Source organism: Streptomyces clavuligerus (genome assembly GCF_005519465.1).
GTDB classification, from domain to species: Bacteria; Actinomycetota; Actinomycetes; order Streptomycetales; family Streptomycetaceae; genus Streptomyces; species Streptomyces clavuligerus.
Window position 1 is genome coordinate 63,572 of record NZ_CP027858.1, and the last position, 20,545, is coordinate 84,116.

Here is a 20,545-nt window from a genome sequence, read left to right on the forward strand (position 1 = left end):
GGCCGGCATCCGGCCGAGTGCATGGGCCGTGATGTGCTGGGCGGTCCGGAGCACCTGCCGGACCGGGCGCGGGGCGACCCGGCCGGATCACCGTCCGGCCCGTCCGGCGCCCCGGCGCATCCGGTGCCGTACCCGCCGAAGCGGCTGGGCTTCTTCCAGGAGCCGGAAAGGGCGCCTGACCCGTTCATCCACCGGTCAGGCGCCTTTCCCGTCACCCCGTCATCCCGTCGGGCGGCTCGTCCCGGCGGATCGGGTCAGCGCGCCGGTGCGGAGACGGCCCAGTCCCCCGCGGGAAGGGACTCGGTGCCGTCGGCGGCCACGGCCGTCACCCAGTAGTACGAGGTGGTGCCCCGCCCGGCCCGGGTGTCGGTGTAGGAGGTGCCGCTCGCGATATCGGCGATCTTCTCGTACCGGGCCGTCACGGGGTTCCACCGGTGCACCCGGTAGCCGCGCGCGGCCTGCGGGGAGGAGGGGTCGAGGCCGCTCCACGACACCGTGTTGCCCTCGGTGCCCCCGGCCCCGTGCGCGGTGACCCGCAGGGGGGAGCCCTCGGGGGTCGGAACGCCCGGTGTGGTGTCGATCTCCGTCGCGGTCACGGCGTGGGCCGTGCCGGTCTGCCGCAGGGACGAGTTCCCGGCGGTGTCCAGGACGTCGACGAAGAAGCAGACCTCGTCCCCGTCGGGGAGGGTGAGGTAGTCGTGGGAGGTGGTACCGGCCGCCAGGTACTCCACGGGGCTGCCGTAGCAGATCTGTTCCTCCTCGTCGCCCATGAGTTCTCCCCAATGGACCACATAGGTCTTGGCGTCGGGCGCGCGGCTCGCGTCCCACGTCAGGGCGAAGCCGTACCCGGTCGGGGTGACACGCAGCCCGGTGACGGCCGGGGGCGCGGTGAGGTCCCTGCGGAAGACGCTGACCGGGGCGGAGCGGCCGGACTCGTTGCCCGCCCGGTCCAGCGCGGTGATCCGGTAGGTGTGGGTGGCGGCGTCGGCGGCCCGGGTGTCCAGATGGGTGCCCCGGGCCGTGTCGGCGATCCGGGTGAACGCGCCGTTCGTCCCCGTCGCCCGGTAGACCCGGTACGAGGCCGCCGCGGGGTCCGTCGGCCAGGTGAGCCGGATGCCGTCGTACTCCGACAGGGCGGTGGGCGCCGCGGGGGCCGGGGGCGGGGTCCGGTCGGTGGTGACGACCGACTGGTCTGCGGTGCCCGCCGACTCGTTCCCGGCCCTGTCGTACGCGCGGACCTCGTAGAGGTAGGTGGCACCGGTGGCGGGCACGGTGGTGTCGCTGTACGACGTCGAGGTGGTGGTGGCGAGGGGGCGGGTGCCGAAGGAGGCGCCCTGCGCCCGGCGGTAGACGCGGTACCCGGCGAGGTCCATCTCCGGGCTCTTCGACCAGGCCACCCTGGTCCGGCGGGTGCCCTTGTCGTACGCCGCCGAGGCGCCCCGGGGGGCGAGCGGCTCGACCTTGTCCACGCTCGCGGAGGTGCGCGGCGTGTAGGTGAAGTCGACGTCGGCGTTCCCGGTCCAGTTGACGAAGTCGACGCGGAGGGTGTGCTTTCCGGCGGGGACGGTGAGGTTCACCGTCTTCCCGCGGGTGCTGGAGACATTGCTCCACAGGTCGATCCTGCGGACCCCGTCGAGGTGGACCCGGATGCCGTCCTGCGCATCGGCCCGGAGGGTGAAGGGGCCGCCGGAGCCGAAGTCCCGGGTCACGGACCAGCGGACCCCGAAGTTGTCCCTCGGCAGGCCGGACGCGGGGGCTCCGGCCCGCCAGTTCTGGTCGATCGCGCTGTCGCAGTCCGTTGCCCGCGGCCTTCCGGAGAAGGTGGTGTTCGCGAAGAACTCCCGGGTGAAGGCGGGAGAGGCGCAGCTCACGGGAGCGGCGGCGGCCGGGGCGGTCGTGCTGAGCAGCGTTCCGGCGGTGGCGAGCACGACGGCGGTGGCGGCCGCGGCAGTCGTGCGTCTGGCTGGGTTCATGCGGTCCTCTTGATCGGAATACCCGGATTGACCGGACATGCTCGGGCGGCGGGGAGATGCCGCGCATGAACACGACTCATGAAACGCTGACGTGGTTGTACGGTCCGGCGCGCTCTTTTACCGTGGGCGTCCCGATGGGTCGGCGCCTCGCCGCCGCGGGCCCGGGCCCGGGCGCGGGGGGCGGCTTCGGCGCGGGCGGGACCGGACGTGAGGACGAGGGGGGCTCGTTGATGGCTGTCGGTACCGGCACGGGTGGGCCGGGCGGGACGACCGGGTGGCGGGAGCCGGTTCTGCTGCCCCCGCCGCTGCGGGTGTGGCTCGGGCCGGTCGTGGTCCTCGCCGCGCTGGCGCTCGGGGTGCTCGGGGTCCTGTACGCCGGTGACGGCCGGTCCGGCGGGGTCGACGGGTGGCTCCGGTCGGCGGTGGGCGACGCCCGGCCGCTGTGGCGGCGGGTCGCGCTGGCGGTGGACTTCCTGGCGGAGCCCGCCGGGGCGGCGGTGCTGGTCGTGGCCGCCGTGACCGGGTGCCTGCTGCTGCGGCGACCGCGCGCGGCGGTGCTCGCCGTGGTCGGCCCCGGTCTGGCCGTGGGGACGACGACGCTGCTCAAGCCCCTGGTGGGTCGCACCATCCATGGCGTGCACCTGTCGTTCCCGAGCGGGCACACCGCCTTCCTCACCGCGTTCGCCCTCGTGGTGGCGCTGCTCGTGGCCGGCCGGCGCGGCCTCGGCGCGGCGGCCGGGACGTCGCTCGTGCTCGCCTCGGCGCTGCTCGCCGGCGCGGCCATGGGCTGGGCGCAGATCGCGCTGGACGCGCACCACCCGACCGATGTCCTCGGTGGCTGGTGCGCGGCGCTGGTGGTGGTGCCGGTGTCGGCGTGGCTGGTCGACCGGGTGTCCGGCGCTCGTGGGCGGGAGCGCCGCTGACGCCCGGTCACGCCCGGCGGCGGAAGACGGGTTTCACCGGCCGTCCGGCCAGCCAGGGTGTGGGGTCGGCGGCGTCGAGCGCCTTCCGGTACACCGCGCACGCCTGGGCCACGGTCTCGACGGTGCGGTCGATGTCCTCGTCGCTGAGCGCGCTGCTCACCACGAACGACGGGGCGAGCACCCCGCCCGCGAGCAGGCGGCGCAGGAACAGGGTGCGGTACCGCTGCGACGGTTTCCCGTTCTCGTCGAGGGTGGCGAAGACCAGATTGCTGGCCCGGCCCCGGACGACGAGGTGGTCGGCGACGCCCATGCCCGCGGCGGCGGAGCGGACACCGGCGGCCAGCCGCTCGCCGAGGGCGTGGAGCCGCGCGGTGACACCTTCCTCGGTGTAGGTGGTGAGCACCGCCATCGCGGCGGCCAGCGCGTGGGTTTCCGCGCCGTGTGTGGTGGACAGCAGGAACACCCGGTCGCCGGGGTGGCGCAGCCCGCCCCGTTCCATGAGGTCGCGGCGTCCGGCGAGCGCGGCGACGGCGAACCCGTTGCCGAGGGCCTTGCCGAAGGTGGAGAGGTCGGGGACGACGCCGTACAACCCCTGGGCGCCCGCCTCGGACCAGCGGAAGCCGGTGATCATCTCGTCGAAGATCAGGACGCAGCCGTGCCGGTCGGCCAGTTCGCGCAGGCCCGCGAGGTATCCGGGGGGCGGTTCGGTGTGTCCTGCGGGTTCGAGGATCAGGCAGGCGACCTCGCCCCGGTACCGGGTGAGCAGGTCCTCCGTCGCGGCCAGGTCACCGTAGGGGAAGGCCACGGTGCGTTCGGTGGCCGCCGCGGGGATACCGGCGGACATCGGGGTGGTGCCGATGAACCAGTCGTCGACGGAGAAGAACGGGTGGTCCCCGCAGACGGCCGCTCTCGGGCGCCCGGTGACGGCGCGGGCGAGGCGCACCGCGGCGGTGGTGGCGTCGGAGCCGTTCTTCGCGAACTTCACCATCTCGGCGGTGGGCACGGTGGCCAGGAAACGTTCCGCGGCGTCGAGTTCCACGATGGACGGCCGGACGAAGTTGCTGCCGCGGTCGAGTTCCCGCCGCACCGCCTCGACGACGCGCGGGTGGGCGTGGCCGAGGCTGACGGACCGCAGGCCGGAGCCGTATTCGACATAGCGGTTGCCGTCGATGTCCCATACATGGGCGCCGCGGCCGTGGCTGATGACCGGAGCCAGGTTCTCGGGGTACTGGTCGTCGCCCTTGGCGTAGGTGTGCGCGCCTCCGGGGACCAGGGCGTGCAGTCGCTCGTTCGCCTGCCGTGACCGGGGCAGGTGGAACTCTTCGGTGGTCACGCGGATCTCACTTCTCCTCGTGCTTCAGGGCCTTGTGCTGCGGAGCCTCGTGCCTCAGGGCCCCCTGCTTCGGGGCCTCCTGCTTCAGGACTTCGTGCTTCAGGACTTCGTGCTTCAGGACCTCGGCGAGGCTCGGCGCCTCCCGGTCCCGGCGGGACATGAGAGTGACCGGCAGTGGCCACGGAATGGCCAGCTCCGGGTCGTCGAAGGCGATCGTGACGTCCTCGGCCGGGTCGTGCGGGCGGTCGATGCGGTACGAGGTGTCGGCGGTCCCGGTGAGCGCCTGGAAGCCGTGCGCGCACCCCGCCGGGATGTACAGGGTCGTCTGTGTCTCACCGGACAGTTCGAAGGTGGCCACGGTGCGGTAGGTGGGTGAGTCCGGCCGCAGGTCGATGACGACGTCGAAGATCTTCCCAAAGGAGCAGCGCACCAGTTTGGCCTCGCCCGCTCCGGAGCGCAGATGCAGTCCGCGCAGCACTCCCCGGGCCGAGCGGGAGACGCTGTCCTGGACGAAGGCGTGCGGGTCGAGGCCCACCGAGCGGGCCAGGCCGGCGTCGAAGGTGCGGCAGAAGAAGCCGCGTTCGTCGGCGCGGGGTGTCGGTTCGAAGAGGTACGCGCCGGTGATCGCCGGGATTCCGGTCGCCTTCATGGGGTCTCCCGCAGGGCGTGGCTGGGGCTCGGGTCGGGGTCGGGGTCGGGGGCGGGGCCGGTCGTCGGGAAGAGGGCCGCGGTCAACGCGGTGAAGTGCCGGTCGAGGTGGCGGGCGGCGGTCCGGTTCCGTTCGGCGAGGGTCCGTCGCAGCTCCGCCGCGGTGCGTTCCACTTCCCGGAACTGCGCGAGCAGTCGACCGGCGTCGACCGCGCGGGCCGGGTGGCAGTGGGCGCCCAGCCCCATCCGGTCCATGAGCGCCTCGCTCTTCGCCGCGTAGCTGAGGGCGAGGGTCGGTGTGCCGGTCTTCAGCGCGCAGACCAGGTTGTGGTAGCGGGTCGCGACCACGGTGTCGGCAGCCGCCGTCTCCTTCATCAGGTCGGCCAGTGTGGCCGTCTCGGCGGCGGTGACGAGCGGTGAGTCGACCGCGCCGAGGATCGCGGCGACCACCGGGGCGTCGACCGCGTCGCCGGTGAGCAGCCGGACCTCTCTGCCGTCCCGGGCCAGGGCGCGCACGAAGCGGGTCGTTCCGTCGAGGTAGCGCCGGTGGATCTCCTCGGCGCGGGCGCGGTCGTCGTCGCCGCCGTGGAAGGCCATGACGCCGACGCAGACCCGGCCCGGGACGGTGGCGACCCGCGGCACCGGCAGGGCGAAGGCGAGGTCCGGGCAGACCTCGTCGTGCGCGGTGTCCACGCCCATCGCCCGGATCGCGTCGCGGGACAGGGTGTCCCGGTAGGAGCGGTGGGCGGCCAGCCGCGCCGACCAGCGCACCAGGGCCCGGGTGGGTCTGCTGCCGATCGCGGCGGCGCCGACACCGACCAGCGCGACCCGGGTGCGCAGCAGCCTGCCGCTCGCGCAGAGCAGGAACAGCGCGTACGGGAAGCCCCACGGCCGCAGCGGCAGGGTGGCCTCCAGGACGCCCATGCCCGGGACGATCACCACGTCGTGGCGGCGCACCCAGGCGGCCGTGCGGCAGGCGTCGACGAGTTTGCCGAGGCCCTTGCCCGCGATCGCGCCCGCGCGCGAGGCGGTCCGGTACTCCCCCCGGTACCAGTGCAGCCGGGTGGCGGGGATCCGGTACCGGGCGGCGACGGTCTCGGGGCCGCCGCACAGCGCGTCCACGACGGCTTCGGGGTGTTCGGCGCGGAGGTACCCGAGCACGGCCTCCAGCGAGCCGTCGTTGCCGAGGTTGCCGGAGCCGAGCAGGCCGAACACCCCGACGCGCACCGGGGGCGCGGTCGCGGCCCTCATGCCCGTCCGCCGTCACGGCCCGCGACGAGGGCGTCGACACAGACGGTGGGCCGGTCCGGGTCGACCGGGGTGCGGTCCTCGACCCGTTCACCGGCGCCGGGCCGGGCGCGGCTGGCCAGCCACGCGGCCAGGTGGCGGTAGCACGCGCGCCGGTCGGCCGGGGACAGCGGCGCCCGCCGGACCGCCGCGACGAAGCCCCAGACGTACTCGGCGAGCAGCCGGGGGGTGGGGTGCAGCAAGCCCGCCCGGCGCGGGTCCAGGTTGACGCACCGGGAGCGCTTGGAGGGGTTCGCCCGCTCGGCGCGGGTGGGGTGGTCGCGGCGGAAGTACAGCAGCTCCGGGACCTGGTGGAAGCGTCCGTGGAGGCCGATCTCGGTGACGAAGGTGCGGTCCGCGTGGTGGTAGCTGTCGTGCGGTTTCACCCGGCGCAGCACCTCGGCGCGGATCACCCCGTAGAAGTCGTCGCCGCCGGGTTCGAAGAGCATGCTGCGGAAGCGCTCGGGCGGGTGCGGCGAGCCGGTGGCGAGGGTGTACGCGTACGGGACCTTCACCCGGCCGTCGGCGTCGATGACGGCCTGGTCGGCGTGGGCGAGGATGACGTCGGGGTGTTCGTCGAGCGCCGCCACGCAGCGGCGCAGCAGGTCCCGGGCGTACAGGTCGTCGTGCGAGGCCCATTTGAAGAGTTCGCCGCGGCACTCGGTGAAGACGTGGTTGTGGTTCGGGGCGGCGCCGATGTTCCGGGGCAGCCGGATGTACCGGATGCGCGGGTCCCGTGCGGCGTAGCGGCGGCAGATGTCGCGGGTGCCGTCGGTCGAGGCGTTGTCGGAGATGACGAGTTCGAAGTCCTCGTAGGTCTGGCCGAGCAGGGCGTCGAGCGATTCGGCGAGGTACTCCTCGCCGTTGTACACGGGCAGGCCGATGCTGAGCCGGGGAGGGCGGGGCAGGGCGGTCACGGTGTCCTCACTTCACGGGTGGTGTTCCGGTGGTGCTCGCGCAGGGCGGACCGCAGGTGCAGCCACCACACGGCGGAGCCGGTGACGGTCGCTGCGGCGACGCCCCAGGCCGAGCCGGTGGTGCCGGCCAGGGCCGCCCCGCCGAGCCCGCCGCCGGCGTAGCAGGTGGAGGCGTAGAGCTGGCAGCGCAGGCTGCGCCGGGCCGCGGCGAGGGCGCGCAGTCCGGCCGCCGCGCCGACGCCGAGACCGGCGCCCGCGACGCCGAGGGTGGCGGGCACGACGAGTCCGGAGGCGGCGTGCCAGACCTCGCCGAGCACCAGCTCACCGGCCCGGTCCGGGACCAGCAGCAGGGCCGCGCCCCAGAGCAGCGCGGCGGCGGCCTGCCCGCCGCCGAGCAGGAGGCAGAACCGGGGCAGCCGGTGCGGGGCCCGCCGCAGGACGCGGGCGGCTTCCGCGACGGTGACGAGCGACAGCCCCATCAGTACGGCGAGGAACGGGGCGAGCAGCAGTTCGGCGCCCCGGATCACGCCCACCGCGCCGACGCCGACGATCGCGCCGAGGCCGTAGGCCCGGAGTTGGGCCGCGCCGCTGACGGCGGCGTTCTCGGCCAGATAGCGGTAGCCGAGGTCGCGCTGTTCGCGGAGCCAGGCGCGGGCTCCGGCCGGGCGGGGCAGGATGCCGGACTGGAGGCAGCCGTATCCCGCGGCCACGGCGGCGGCCGTGCCCCAGGCGAGCACGAACGCGGCCACGCCGCCGACAGGGGCGGCCACCAGCAGGGCGGGGACGAGGGCGAGGGCTCCCAGGAGGTCGTTGGCGAACGCCTTCCGTCCGGTGCCCGCGGCGAAGAACGCGAACCGCCAGGCGTCCTGGAGCAGCAGGGCGGGCAGGACGGCGCCGAGGGCGGCGAAGGCGGGTCCCACCGGGCCGCCCAGGAGCAGCCCGGTGGTCAGGCACGCCGTGCCGACGGTGACGCCGACGGCGAGGGCGGTGCCCGAGGAGCGGGCCGCCGCCGTGCGCCAGGACGCGACCGGCACGGCGCTGAAGCGGACCATCAGGGGGTCGGTGGCCAGCCCGCGGGAGACGCCGAGGACGACGCCGTAGGTCACCCAGGCCAGGCTGAACACGCCGAACGCGGCCAGCCCGAGGGAGCGGGCGACACAGATGCCCAGCGCGAAGCTGGTCAGGCTACAGACCGCCTGGTCGGCCAGTCCCCAGGAGAGCCGGCGGGCGATGGCTCCCCCGGCGGCGGGCGGGTCCGACGCGGGTGCCGTCGGGGGTGCCGGTGCGGCCGGGCCCGGGTTCTCCTGTCCGGTGGTCATCGGCGTCATGCCGTGATCAGCCCGGCGGTGTGCAGGGCGTCGGCGGCTGCGGTGACGGCGTCGAAGGGCAGCCCGGACCGTTCGGCGACGTCCAGCAGGCTGTGTCCGCCGTCGGAGAGGCTGAGCACCCAGAGCATGGCCATCTGGGCCTGTTGGGCGTCGCTTCGGCCGCCGAGCGAGTCGTACAGTCCGCGTCGGCCGAGCTGGGGTTCGCCGTAGGGGCTGAGGTTGCGGTAGCGCCGGTTGCGGTCGAGTACGGCGCATGCCTCGCGGCAGACGGCGAGGGTGTCCGCCAGCGCCTCCGGGGTGACGAAGTCCGGGTTGTCCGCCGAGGTGTGGTATTCGGGGTAGCCCGCGTAGGGGGTCCGGCTGAGCGAGCCCACGCCGAGGTCGAAGCCGGGTGAGCAGAACTGCCGCTCGTCGTAGCCGTACGGGGTGAATTCGGTGATGCGGTGGGGGCGGTCGGAGGCGGCGAGTACGTACCGCATCACGCGGTCGATCTCCGCGTCGCCGCGTCTGCTCTGTTTGTAGGTCAGCCGGCCCGGGTCTCCGGCGCAGGCCAGCACCAGCCCGTGCGCGACCCGTCCCCCGGTCTCCGGTCCCGCCGGGGCGGGGAGTGCCCCGCCCACCCGTTCCGGGTTGCGGGCCAGCCAGGTGATCGCCCCGATGGTGCCGGGCGCGAACAGGAACCGGTAGGTGTACCAGGGGGTCCCCTCCGCCAGCGCCCCGGCCAGCCAGGTCGCCACCGCGATGCCGGCCAGGTTGTCGTTGGCCAGCGAGGGGTGGCAGACGTGGCAGGAGATGAGCACCTCGTCGGTGACCTGTCCGGGGACGACGTGTTCGGCGTAGGTGAGGTGGCCGTCGGCGAGGGTGGAGTCGATACGGACCTCGTAGTCGCCGTCCGGGAGGGCGTCCAGGGTCTCCTGGGCCAGGCAGAATCCCCACTGGGGCCGGTAGTAGCTGGTGCGGTAGGGCACCCAGGACGGGTGGTCGGGCAGGGTGTGCAGATGTCCGCGCAGCTCGTCCAGGGACAGGGTCGCCGAGACGGGCACGCTGTAGCCGAGGACGTGCAGGCTGGACGCGGCGAAGTCGACGACCCGTTTCCCGGTGGGGTCGGCGATGTAGGCGTCCTTGATGTTCCACTCCTGGGGCACCGTCCAGTCGAGCACGGGTGTCCCCGTCGGCACCTCGTGGACCTGGAGCGGCAGGTGTTCGCCGACGATGTCCAGGGTGGCGCGCACCCCGTCGCCGGTGATGCTCCGGCAGAGCGGGTACAACCGCTCCACCAGGGCGTGCATCTCCTCGCCTGCCCCGGTCACCGGCGCCACCGCAGGGTGTCGTCGACGGCGCCGGTGTCGGCGGCGGTCCGCAGGACGGCCAGCCGGGTGAAGCGGCGTTCGAAGTCCTCGCGGGTCAGGCCGTGGGCCCGGTAGGCGTCGGCGAGTTCGAGGGCGCCCCGTTTCACCGTCCACGCGCAGTCGAAGCCGGGTATCGCGGCGCGGAACCGGGAGAAGTCCACCCGGTAGGACCGGGGGTCGGCGCCGGTCTCGCCGGTGATCCGCACCCGGGAGCCGGTGACCGCCTCGGCGACCTGTGCGGCGATCTCGGCGACCGTGACGTTGTTGGTCTCGCTGCCGATGTTGAACGCCCGGCCGTGGACGGCCTCCCGGGGCGCGGTCAGCGCGGCGGCGAAGGCCCGGGCGATGTCGGCGGCGTGCACCAGCGGGCGCCAGGGGGTGCCGTCGGAGAGGACGAGCACCTCGCCGGTGAGGAGGGCGTGGCCCACCAGGTTGTTCAGCACGATGTCGGCGCGGAGCCGGGGCGAGTGGCCGAAGGCGGTGGCGTTGCGCAGGAACACCGGGGTGAAGTCGGTGTCGGCGAGGGCGTGCAGGTCGTCCTCCACCCGTACCTTGGACTCGGCGTACGGGGTCACCGGGCGCAGCGGGGCGTCCTCGGTCACCAGGTCGTCCCCCCCGGCGGCGCCGTAGACCGAGCAGGTGGACGCGTAGAGGAAGCGCCGTACTCCGGCGTCGCGGGCGAGCTTGGCCAGCCGCACGGACGCGTGGTGGTTGATGGCGTAGGTGAGGTCGGGTGCCAGCGCTCCCAGCGGGTCGTTGGAGAGCGCGGCCAGGTGGATCACGGCGTCCGCACCGGCCAGGTGGTCGGCGGTGACATCGCGCAGGTCGACCCGGTGTCCCGGCGGGTCGGCGGGCGGCGGGCCCAGGACGCAGTCGGCGAAGAGGCCCGCGTCCAGTCCGGTGATCTCGTGGCCCGCGTCCGCGAGGACCGGGGCCATCACGGTGCCCAGGTATCCCTGGTGTCCGGTCAGCAGCACACGCACGGTTCATTCCCCCAGGTCGAGAGTGAGTTTGGTGACGGCGAACGCCTCGGCGTACCGCGTGTGGCATTCGATGCCGCGGATGCGGGCGAGCCCGAGGAAGGCTTCCCGGTCGTACCAGGGCCGGTGGTGTTGGGAGGGGTAGTGCTCCTGGAGCAGCCGGGCCTTGTCCTCGGCGTTTTGGGGGGTCAGCGGCTGGTACGCCACCGGGCGGCCGAGGTCGCCGTCCCATTTGACGATCTCGTAGCCGAGGACGAGGTGGTCGCGGAAGGCGGTGGTGACGAGCCGCGCGAGGGAGCGGTGGTCCTGGTGGGCGTCCTCGGTCCGCGGGGCCAGGACGAGATCGGGGTCGGTCCGTGCGCGCAGTTCCTCGACGGCGGCCTTGGCCTCGTCCCAGTGGGCGGGCAGCCGTCCGTCCGGCAGTTTGAGCACGGTCAGCCGCAGGTCGGCGTCGGGGCAGAAGGCGGTGAGCGCGGCCCGTTCCTCCTGTTCCCGTTCGGTGCCCGCGCCGGTGAGCACCAGCGCGTCGACGCGGAGGCCGGGCCGGGCGCGGCACAGGGTCAGCAGGGTGCCACCGGTGCCGATGGCGATGTCGTCGCAGTGGGCGCCGACCGCGGCGACGCGGTGCAGGCGGGCGCCGCTCAGGCCGATCACGCGGTCCTCGCCCCGGTGCCGCCGGTCGCGCCCGCTGTGGCGCCGTCCCGTTCCCACACGGCCCACGGGTGGTCGCCCCGGGCGTAGGCGGCGTCGAGCGCGGCCCGCTCCTTCACGGTGTCGGTCGGCTTCCAGAAGCCGCGGTGCCGGTGCGCCACCAGCCGTCCGCGTTTGGCGAGCCGGGCGCAGCCGTCGGCGACCAGGTCCCCGTTCTCGGGGATGTGGTCGAAGATCTCCTGCCGGAGGACGAAGTAGCCGCCGTTCTCCCACAGGGGCAGTTCGCTCACCGCGGTGATGCCCCCGACCAGGCCGTCCTCGCCCAGGTCCACGCAGTGGAACGAGGACTGCGGCGGCACCACCATCATGGAGGCGCCTGCGTCGCGGCGGGCGAACCGGTCGATCATCTCGGGCAGCGGGGCGTCGGTGAGCACATCGGCGTAGTTGGCGAGGAACATCTCGTCGCCGTCGAGGTGGTGCCGGACCCGGCGCAGCCGTTCCCCGATCGGTGACTCGATGCCGGTCTGGACGAACGTGATCCGCCAGGAGGCGATGTCGGTGGAGAGCAGTTCGGTCCGACCGTCGCGGAGCACGAAGTCGTTGGACGTCGTCTCCCGGTAGGTGAGGAAGAACTCCTTGATGTGGTGGGCCCCGTAGCCGAGGCAGAGGATGAACTCCGTGTGCCCGTAGTGCGCGTAGTAGCGCATGACATGCCAGATCAGCGGGCGCGGGCCGACCATCGCCATGGGTTTGGGCATGTCGTCGTCGGTGCCGTTGCGCATCCGCATCCCGTAACCGCCGCAGAACAGGACGACCTTCATGATGTGACCTCGACCATGCTCAGTTCCGGGATGGGGAAGACCAGCCGGCCGCCCCAGGTGTGCACGAAGGACAGTTGCTCGACGAGTTCGGCGCGCAGGTTCCAGGGGAGGACGAGGACGTAGTCCGGCCGGTCGGCGGCGATCCGCTCGGGCGGCAGGATGGGGATGCGGGTGCCCGGGGTGAATCTGCCGTGCTTGTAGGGGTTGCGGTCGACCGTGTACGGGAGCAGGTCGGGCCGGATGCCGCAGTGGTTGAGCAGGGTGTTGCCCTTGCCGGGGGCGCCGTAGCCGACGACGGTCTCGCCGCGTTCGGCGGCCTCGACGAGGAATCGCAGGAGGTTCCGGCGGACGGTGGCCACGCGGGCGGAGAACGCGGTGTACCCGGACAGTTCCTCCAGTCCGGCGGCCTTCTCCCGGGCCAGGGCGTCGGCGACCCGCCCGGTCGGTTCCCCGGCCGTCTCGGCGGGCCGGGCCCACAGCCGGATGGAACCGCCGTGGGTGGGCAGGTGTTCGACGTCCACGAGCGCGAGTCCGCCGCTCGCCAGTGCCCGGGCCGCGGACGCGACCGTGTAGTACTGGAAGTGCTCGTGGTAGATCGTGTCGTACTGGTTCAGCTCGATCAGGGTCAGCAGGTGCTGCACCTCGATGGAGACCCAGCCGTCGTCGGCGACCAGGGCGCGCAGCCCCCGGGTGAATCCGACCACGTCGGGGATGTGCGCGTACACGTTGTTCGCCACGACCAGGTCCGCCGGGCCGTGTGCGGCGCGGACGGCGGTGCCGGTGGCCGGGGAGAGGAACTCCGTGAGCGTGGGTACGCCCGCGTCCCGCGCGGCGGCGCCGACGTTCTCCGACGGCTCGATGCCGAGGCAGCGGATGCCCCGGTCCACCAGGTGCCGCAGCAGATATCCGTCGTTGCTGGCGACCTCGACCACGAAGGCGTCGGGGCCGAGGCCCAGCCGCCGTACGGTGCCGTCGACGTAGGCGCGCGCGTGCTCCACCCAGGAGGTCGAGTAGGAGGAGAAGTAGGCGTACTCCGTGAAGGTCTCCTCCGGGGTGATCAGCGGAGGGAGCTGCGCGAGCCAGCAGTCGGTGCAGACCCGCAGATGGAGCGGGTAGGTCGGTTCCGGCTGGTCCAGTTGGTCCGCGGCGAGAAAGCTCTCGCACGGCGGGGTCGCCCCCAGGTCGACGACCCCGGCCAGCGCCGTGGAGCCGCAGAGTCGGCATCGTGTCATCTTCTGCCCCCATCCCCGCCCGCGCGGGTGCCCCGCCGCGGGTCGGTGCTCGTGTCCCCTGTCGGCGGCGGGCCGTCCCCGCCGCCGGACCGCGCCGCGAGAGCGGTGCGGTACGCGTCCACCAGGCGCTCCAGCCCGACGGCCGGGCTGAAGCCCCGCTCGTAGCGGCGCCGGGCCGCCCGGCCCATCTCCTGGTTGCGGGCCGGGTCGGCCGTGATCCGGCGCAGGCAGGCCGCGAGCGAGGCGGGCTCGCCCGGCCGGTGCAGCAGCCCCGTCACCCCGTCCTCGACGAGTTCGACGAAACCGCCGTGACCGGCGGCGACGGTCGGGACCCCCGCCGCCATCGCCTCCGCCGCGACCAGTCCGAAGGTCTCCATGGCCAGCGAGGGCGCCACCACGGCCACCGCCCGCGCGACCGCCCGCCGGCACTGCTCCGGGTCGTAGAGGCCGACGTGGCGCACGTCGTCCCGGCCCGCGGCCCACGCGCTCACCTCCCGCTCCAGCGGCCCCGACCCGGCGAGCACCAGTGGGACGCCCACCCCGCCGTCCGCGGCGATCCGGTCCCACGCGGCCATGAGGAGCGCCACGCCCTTCGCCTCCGCGAGCCGCCCGAGGAAGAGCAGATGCTCGCCCGCTCCCGTGCGGAGGGCGCCCGGGTCGGGCACGAAGTTGTGCTTCACCGCCAGCCGCCCGGCCGGGAGGCCCGCGTCCAGCAGGATGTCGCGCTGCGCCGCCGAGATGCAGAGGAACCGCTCCACACCGGACCACCACCGCCGTCGGTTCACCGTCAGACCGACCGCGAGCGGCAGCGTCGCCAGCCGGGAGCCCCGGTAGCAGCCGTGCCGGACGGCGGGCAGCGGCGCCGCCCGGCCGACGCACTCGGTGCACAGCCTGCCGTCCCGCTGGAGTGTGCCGGGCGGGCAGATCTGGGCGTAGTTGTGCAGGGTGGCGACGGCGGGCACCCCGGCGTCGGCGCAGGCGGCGACCACCGAGGGCGACAGCAGCGGGAAGACGTTGTGGAGGTGGACCACGTCCGGCCGCTCGGCGCGGAGCCGGGCGGCCAGCTCGGTGCGGACCGCCGGGTTCCAGGGCACGAGCAGCGGCACCGCGGCCTTGGCGGGCAGGGACCGGGCGGCGATGTCGTCGCTGCGCCGCTCGAACGTCCCGACCCGGTGACCGGCCGCCCGCAGCAGCTCCACCTCCTGGTCGACGACCCGGTTCTCCCCGCTCGGCTGCGCCGAGGAGTAGCGATTGTGCACCACGAGAACGTGCAGACCCTGCATGGGCGCGGTCACCTCCTCTCCCGCGGCCGGCGCGGGAGACGTCGTCGGGGGGCGGCGGGCGCCGGGAGGGGCGCGGCCGTGGCGGGTGCCGCCAGCAGCGAGGCGGCCAGGGCCAGATGCAGCAGATACGGTGAGGCGTCGCCCAGCCCTGCCTCGGTGTACGAGGAGATGGCGCAGTAGCTGATGAGGAAGATCGCGCAGGCCCTCGGCAGCGACGGCGGACGCAGCAGCGCGACACCGCCCAGCACGACGATGATCGACGCCACGAGGGCGAGGCCGACCAGGCCCTGTTCCAGATAGACGGCGAGCCAGCTGTTGTCGATCGGCAGCCCGCCGAACGACTTGTCGCCCAGGCCCACGCCGAACAGCCGCTCCGCGGTGGTCCGGGGCTCCGCCAGCAGGGCGTCCCAGACCTTGGCCCGGCCGGTGAGGCTGGAGAAGTGCTCCTTGCTCTGTCCGCGCAGGAACCACGCCTGCACCGCGGAGGCGAACCCCACCGCGGCCACGGCCGCGCACACCACCGTCCAGGCGAAGAACCGGCGGGCGGGGCCGCTGGTCAGCAGGAGCGAGCCGATCGCCAGCACCAGCCCGGCGAGCAGGCCCACGGTCGCCGTCCTGGTGTGGGTCAGCGCGAGCAGGATGAGGGTCGGGACGATGATCACGGCCGCGCTGGTGCCGGTGGTGCGACGGCCCAGCAGGAGCAGCACGGTGAGCCCGATGATCACTGCGGCGTACTGTCCGATCTGCGGCGGGGTGAGCGGCCACAGCGCGCCGACCAGCCGTCCGCCGTACAGCTCGGGCATGGCCGCGCCCGGCGAGACGACCAGCCCGGCGGCCGCGGAGCCGATCACCGCGAAGTAGAGCCGGATGTGGTGGCGGACGAAGGTCAGGCTCCCGTCCCACCAGCGGCTGAGCAGCCACAGCGTGCCGACGAAGAGGGAGAGCCGGGCACAGCGGAACATCGCGCCGAACCCGGACTCCAGGATCGCGCTGGAGATCACGCTCGGCACCAGCAACAGGGTGAGCAGGAAGACGAAGGCGCTGGCGCGGATGCGCAGCCGGAGGTTGAGGGCGAGTGCCAGGGCGAACGCGGCGGCGAGCGCGCCCATCGTGACCATCTGCATGAGGGAGCGGGGCAGCGGGACGATGGTCTTCGCCCCGGCGGAGCCGAGGGTGTTGAGGACGAGCAGCCCCCAGACGATCCCGACGGTCTTCGGTGGTCCGGGCGGGCGCGGTTCGGCGCCGGGGTGGGGGCCCGCCGGGTCCGCTCCGCCCGGCAGGCCGCGCCGCCGTAGATATCCGGCCATGTCAACCACCGGCCCGGGGTCGGGTGGTGGTGTCCGGCCCGGGGGCGCGGGCGGCCGTCGGTGGTGTCCGGTTCCGCTCTGTGCTCCCCGCGGGGCGTCCTGCCGAGGGGCTGTCGGACGCGTCGCGCCGGACTCGTGCGCCCCGGCAGCGCGCCCGCCCCGGGCCCGGCGGCCCGGGTGGGGGTGCCCCTGGTGTGGCGAGGGGTGGGGGTGCCCCCGGCGGAGCGAGGGGGAGGTCCACCGTCCCCCGCCGTGCCCTGTGCATCACGAGACTTCGCTCCCTGTTCCTGTTCCTGTTCCTGTCCCTGTTCCGGCTCCGGCTCCGGCTCCGGCTCCGGCTCCGATTTGTCCCGGCAGCCCTCAGGCCCTGCCGTCGAACCTGAGGACGGTGGTGAACCCCCGCGTGCCGTCGGCGAAGCCGGTGCCGAGCAGCGTGGTGGCGGGTTCCTTGCGTCCGAAACCGGCGGAGTACCAGCCCAGCGGCGGGGCGGTCTCGCCGCGGTGCGCCCGCCAGTGGAGCTGCCCCGGCAGGTCGAGCACGGCGGAGCGGTCCTCGCCGTCCCGGGTCCAGGTGAGCCGGGCCCGGTTCCCCGCCAGCTCCGCGGTGATCGCGGGCCCGAGGTGGAAGGCCAGGCCCGCGGCCCGGCGCGGGCCGCCGCGCACCTCGTCGACCACGCGCAGCTCCCGGCTCGCGGCGGTCAGCTCCACCCGGCGGCGGTGCACGGAGGGCCGGTAGCCGTCGTGTTCGGCGCACCAGCGGGCCACTGGCCCGTCGGACGGCTCGACCGCCAGGACCCGGCTGCGGGCCTGCCGGGTCCACAGGAACGGGCCGCCGGATGCGGACTGGTCGGCGCCGTCGAGCCGCAGGGTGTTGTGGCCGAGGGTCGAGCGGAAGTACCGCCGCCACTCTGGCTGGCCGTGGTAGCAGAACGTCCCCGGGTCGGCGAGGATGTCGACCCCGTCGTGCCGGACCTCCACGGACAGCGCGTCGGCGTGGGCGTGCGCGGCGATGGACAGGAAGCCGTGCGGACCGCCGTCGCAGCGGCACCAGATCTCCCCGGGGCCGCGCAGGACGGTCAGCCCCGCGTCGGCGAAGTGGGCCGGCCGGTGCGCGGGACGGGTCACCGGCGGCGCCGCGGGCCGGATGAGCGCGGTCAGCAGCGGGGTGCGCACATCGGTGCCGGTGACCTCGGGCCACCAGGCGAGCCGGCCGAACACGGCGTCCCCGGTGGCCAGCAGCGAGGCCCAGCGGTCGGTGCCCGCGCCGTCCACGACCAGTCCGTGCCCGTCGTCCGCGTCGCCCTGGCGCGGTGGCCGCAGCCGGTTGTCCACGACGGCCGCGAGGGCGTCCGTCATGCGCAGCAGGACCTGCCGGACGGAGGCGGGGACCGGCACACCGGCGGTGTCCGCCTCGGCCACCGCGGCGAGGCCGAGTTCCAGGACGAGTCCGTGGTACTCGGTGGCCAGCTCGCGGTTGAGGCCGGAGTCGAAGGTGTTGTTCCGCAGCTGCCGTTCCAGCGACCGCAGCGCGTCGGCGCGCCAGCGCGCCGATTCGGGGAACCATCCGAACGCGCAGGCCGCGGCGGTCTGTCCGGCGGCCTCGGCGATGATGTGGTTGTTCGCGGAGGACCCCCGGCTGGGGAAGGCGGCCAGCCAGCGCTGATGGTGCCAGATCTGGTGCAGCGCGGCCGGGTTGTCCTCGAACAGCCCGGCCGCGCCCGGCCAGCCGTCGAGCAGTCGGCGGGTCCACACCCAGGACAGCAGCCGGATGCCCAGCTCGATGCCGCTGGTCCAGTGCACCCCGCGCAGCGGCGGGTTCGCCGCCCACCAGGACCGCAGATGTCCGGCGACGCGCTCGGCGTACCGCTCGTTCCCGGTGAGCGCGTAGGCGGCGGCGAGCACGGTCAGGTGCTGGTGCCGGGACGGCTCCCAGATCTGTTTGATGTCGCCGACGGCGTCCTCGTCGCGGTACGGCAGGTCGAAGGCGTGGCCCGCCGGGGCGCGGCGGCCGGTCTTCGGGTCGTACCACCAGTCCGGGTCGGCCAGGTCGTGGCGGTCCACCCCGAAGTACCGGGCGTGCCCGTCCATCAGCCGGTCCGCCGTGGCGACGAGGCGTTTCACGGCGTCCGGCGGGACCGCGGCGACCGTCCCGGCGGGCAGGACCGCGGTGAACCGGGCGCCGTCGGGGACCGGGCAGCCGGGCGGGTCCGACCGCCATCGCCTGCGCCGTACGGCGTCGGCCGCCCGGCCGCCGACCTCCCTCGGTCCCATCCGGGACAGCCGCCGCAGATACCAGCCCATGTCCATGGTCATCGCGCTCTCGCCAGGGTCACCGGCGCGCCGCTGACGAGACCGTCCCGTACCGCGAGGGTGGCCGCCGTGGTGGCGGCCAGCGACTCCAGCGGCACCGGCATCGGCCCGCCGGTCCGCAGCGCCCTGATGAACGCGGCCAGTTGGGCGGACTGGCCCTTGTCCCGGGCCTGGGGCAGCCGGGGGCCGGCCCACCGCTTGCGGCGGTCGTCGTACACGGCGGCACGGACGAAGTCGTCGAGGCGCAGCACCTTGCCGTCGGCGACCAGGTCCAGCGTCTCCTTGGGGAAGCCGGGGGCGCCGGTGGTGACATAGCTGACGGTGGCGGTGGACCCGTCGGGGTAGCCGAGCACGATCTGGAGGTCCTCGGTGCCGGGGGTGGCGACCGCGTACACCGACACCGGGTCGGCTCCGAGCAGCCAGCTCGCCGTGTCGATGAAGTGGCCGCCCTCGCCCGCGAACCGGGAGCCCTCGGTGTCCTGGCGGAGGTACCAGCTCCCGTGGTCCAGCCGGCCCGCGTTGACGAGGTAGCGCAGGCTCGCCGGTCCGCTCCGGGTGCCGAACCGGGTGCGTGCCTCGTTCAGCAGCGGCGCGAACCGGCGGTTGAAGCCCACCTGGAGCCGGTCGTTGCCGGACTCCTCCACCGCGGCGAGCACCCCGGCCAGCTCGTCCTGGTCGAGCGCCAGCGGCTTCTCCACGAACACCGCCTTGCCCGCGAGCAGCGCTCTTCGGGTCAGGTCGGCGTGGGAGCTGTGCCGGGTGACCACGAACACGGCGTCGACGGCCGGGTCCCCGAGCACGGTGTCGAGGTCGGTGGTCGCCCGGGCGAAGCCGAACTTCCGCCGTGCGTTGGCCCCGGACAGCGCCGTCGTGGTGACGACGGCGGACAGCTCGACGCCGTCGCGCCGCGCCAGGTGCGGCAGCAGCATCGAGGTGGCGTAGTTTCCGGCGCCGACGAAGGCCAGCCGGACCGGCGCCCCGCCGGTCCCGGTCGCGGCGGGCGCCGCTCCGCTCCTCCTGACGGCGGGGACGGCCACCGCCGGGGCGGCCTTCGGCTCCTCGGTGTGCCCGGGGTAGCGGAACAGCACGGCCACGGCCTCCAGTTCGCCGTCCTTCAGCCGCCGATAGGTCTCCACGGCGTCGTCGAAGCCGGCGATGTGGGAGATCAGGGGCTCCACGTCGACACCGCCCCGGGCGGTGAGGTCGAGGAAGCAGGCCAGGTTGCGGCGCTCGGTCCAGCGCACATACCCGATCGGGTAGTCCCGTCCCTCCAGCTCGTACTCCGGGTCGTAGCGCCCGGGCCCGTAGCTGCGGGAGAACCGGACGTCCAGCTCCTTCTCGTAGTACGCGTTCCACGGCAGGTCCAGTCGGCACTTGCCGATGTCGACGACCCGGCCCCGGTCCCGGCTCAGCCGGGCGGCGAGTTCGACGGGCTGGTTGCTGCCGCCGCCCGCGGCCAGATACACCTGGTCCACCCCGTGGCCGTCGGTCAGCTCGGCGACGGCCGCCGCCACGGCCGTGGACGCGGGATCGCCGCAGGCGGCGGCGCCCAGGCGGGCGGCGAGCGCGCAGCGCGCCGGGTCGGGGTCGACGCCGACGACCCGGACCCCGGAGGCGGTGAGGAGCTGCGCCACGAGCTGTCCGATCAGCCCGAGGCCGATGACCAGCGCCACCTCTCCGAGCTGCGGTTCACCCCGGCGGACGCCCTGAAGGGCGATCGATCCGACGGTGCCGAAGGCCGCGTGGCGCGGCGCGAGGCCGTCCGGCACCCGGGCGAAGAGGTTCTTCGGCACCCAGTTCAGCTCGGCGTGGAGCGCGTGCTCATTGCCCGCGCAGGCCACGAGGTCGCCGGCCTTCACCTCGTCGACCCCGGCGCCGACCTCCTCGACCACCCCGCACAGCGAGTAGCCCAGCGGGGTGTACGAGTCCAGCTTGCCCATCACCTTGCGGTAGGTGGCGGGCACCCCGTTGACGGCCACGCTCTGCATGACCTTGGCGACCTGGTCCGGCCGGGAGCGGGCCTTGCCGAGCATGGACATGCCCGCCTCGGACACCTTCATCAGCTCGGTCCCGGTGGAGATCAGCGAGTAGGCGCTGCGGACCAGCACACCGCCCGGTGCGCACCCCGGCTCCGGTACGTCGAGCAGCGCCAGCTCGCCGCTCTTGTAGTTCTGTACGACCTGTTTCACCCGAGTTCCTCTTT

At 74.0% G+C, this 20,545-nt stretch carries 15 protein-coding genes and 1 pseudogene; 1 reads left to right on the forward strand and 15 read right to left on the reverse strand.

Annotated features, from left to right (window positions below):
- Positions 1 to 254 precede the first annotated feature (254 nt).
- The gene (locus tag CRV15_RS00285; protein WP_003962820.1) at positions 255 to 1,973 is read right to left on the reverse strand and encodes a PA14 domain-containing protein; all 1,719 of its coding nucleotides are present in this window, start codon (positions 1,971 to 1,973) and stop codon (positions 255 to 257) included.
- A 230-nt stretch (positions 1,974 to 2,203) separates the two neighbouring features.
- On the opposite strand from CRV15_RS00285, the gene CRV15_RS00290 reads away from it, so the two are divergent.
- Positions 2,204 to 2,896: a phosphatase PAP2 family protein gene (locus tag CRV15_RS00290; RefSeq protein WP_044955787.1), complete on the forward strand. Its 693-nt coding sequence runs from the start codon at positions 2,204 to 2,206 to the stop codon at positions 2,894 to 2,896.
- A 7-nt stretch (positions 2,897 to 2,903) separates the two neighbouring features.
- Here CRV15_RS00290 and CRV15_RS00295 read toward each other — a convergent pair whose 3' ends face one another.
- The 14 genes and pseudogenes from CRV15_RS00295 to CRV15_RS00360 all read right to left on the reverse strand — a co-directional run bounded on the left by CRV15_RS00295 (position 2,904) and on the right by CRV15_RS00360 (position 20,531).
- On the reverse strand, positions 2,904 to 4,229 hold the full coding sequence (locus CRV15_RS00295) for a glutamate-1-semialdehyde 2,1-aminomutase (protein ID WP_003957298.1): 1,326 nt from the start codon (positions 4,227 to 4,229) through the stop codon (positions 2,904 to 2,906).
- Positions 4,230 to 4,338: 109 nt separating this feature from the next.
- Positions 4,339 to 4,878, reverse strand: a pseudogene (locus CRV15_RS00300) (dTDP-4-dehydrorhamnose 3,5-epimerase family protein); the annotation flags it as partial.
- Positions 4,875 to 6,128: a polysaccharide pyruvyl transferase family protein gene (locus tag CRV15_RS00305; RefSeq protein ID WP_003962818.1), complete on the reverse strand. Its 1,254-nt coding sequence runs from the start codon at positions 6,126 to 6,128 to the stop codon at positions 4,875 to 4,877. The gene CRV15_RS00305 and the pseudogene CRV15_RS00300, both read right to left, overlap by 4 nt.
- Positions 6,125 to 7,072 carry a glycosyltransferase family 2 protein gene (locus tag CRV15_RS00310; protein WP_086012176.1) on the reverse strand — a complete coding sequence of 316 codons (948 nt, stop codon included), beginning with the start codon at positions 7,070 to 7,072 and terminating at the stop codon, positions 6,125 to 6,127. Before CRV15_RS00310 ends, CRV15_RS00305 begins: the two co-directional genes overlap by 4 nt.
- Before the next feature lie 5 nt (positions 7,073 to 7,077).
- Positions 7,078 to 8,409, reverse strand: a complete 1,332-nt coding sequence (locus CRV15_RS00315) for an MATE family efflux transporter (RefSeq protein WP_003962816.1) — start codon at positions 8,407 to 8,409, stop codon at positions 7,078 to 7,080.
- Positions 8,406 to 9,728 (reverse strand): DUF4910 domain-containing protein, encoded by a 1,323-nt coding sequence (locus CRV15_RS00320; RefSeq protein ID WP_003957302.1) that lies wholly within the window; start codon positions 9,726 to 9,728, stop codon positions 8,406 to 8,408. The genes CRV15_RS00315 and CRV15_RS00320 overlap by 4 nt, the downstream gene beginning before the upstream one ends.
- Entirely contained in the window at positions 9,716 to 10,741 is a 1,026-nt protein-coding gene (locus CRV15_RS00325; protein ID WP_003957303.1) for an NAD-dependent epimerase/dehydratase family protein, read from the reverse strand. The genes CRV15_RS00320 and CRV15_RS00325 overlap by 13 nt, the downstream gene beginning before the upstream one ends.
- Before the next feature lie 3 nt (positions 10,742 to 10,744).
- Positions 10,745 to 11,392 carry a PIG-L deacetylase family protein gene (locus tag CRV15_RS00330; RefSeq protein ID WP_003957304.1) on the reverse strand — a complete coding sequence of 216 codons (648 nt, stop codon included), beginning with the start codon at positions 11,390 to 11,392 and terminating at the stop codon, positions 10,745 to 10,747.
- Complete coding sequence (locus CRV15_RS00335) at positions 11,389 to 12,210, reverse strand: glycosyltransferase family protein (RefSeq protein WP_003957305.1); 822 nt, start codon at positions 12,208 to 12,210, stop codon at positions 11,389 to 11,391. The genes CRV15_RS00330 and CRV15_RS00335 overlap by 4 nt, the downstream gene beginning before the upstream one ends.
- Complete coding sequence (locus CRV15_RS00340) at positions 12,207 to 13,442, reverse strand: class I SAM-dependent methyltransferase (protein ID WP_003957306.1); 1,236 nt, start codon at positions 13,440 to 13,442, stop codon at positions 12,207 to 12,209. The genes CRV15_RS00335 and CRV15_RS00340 overlap by 4 nt, the downstream gene beginning before the upstream one ends.
- Entirely contained in the window at positions 13,439 to 14,716 is a 1,278-nt protein-coding gene (locus CRV15_RS00345) for a glycosyltransferase (protein WP_029183155.1), read from the reverse strand. The genes CRV15_RS00340 and CRV15_RS00345 overlap by 4 nt, the downstream gene beginning before the upstream one ends.
- A 17-nt stretch (positions 14,717 to 14,733) precedes the next feature.
- A complete protein-coding gene (locus tag CRV15_RS00350) occupies positions 14,734 to 16,032 on the reverse strand; it encodes a hypothetical protein (protein ID WP_003962812.1) in 1,299 nt (432 codons plus the stop codon).
- A 360-nt stretch (positions 16,033 to 16,392) separates the two neighbouring features.
- Positions 16,393 to 18,345, reverse strand: a complete 1,953-nt coding sequence (locus tag CRV15_RS00355; RefSeq protein ID WP_003962811.1) for an alginate lyase family protein — start codon at positions 18,343 to 18,345, stop codon at positions 16,393 to 16,395.
- Positions 18,342 to 20,531 (reverse strand): bi-domain-containing oxidoreductase, encoded by a 2,190-nt coding sequence (locus CRV15_RS00360; RefSeq protein WP_003957311.1) that lies wholly within the window; start codon positions 20,529 to 20,531, stop codon positions 18,342 to 18,344. The genes CRV15_RS00355 and CRV15_RS00360 overlap by 4 nt, the downstream gene beginning before the upstream one ends.
- Between the last annotated feature and the right edge of the window lie 14 nt (positions 20,532 to 20,545).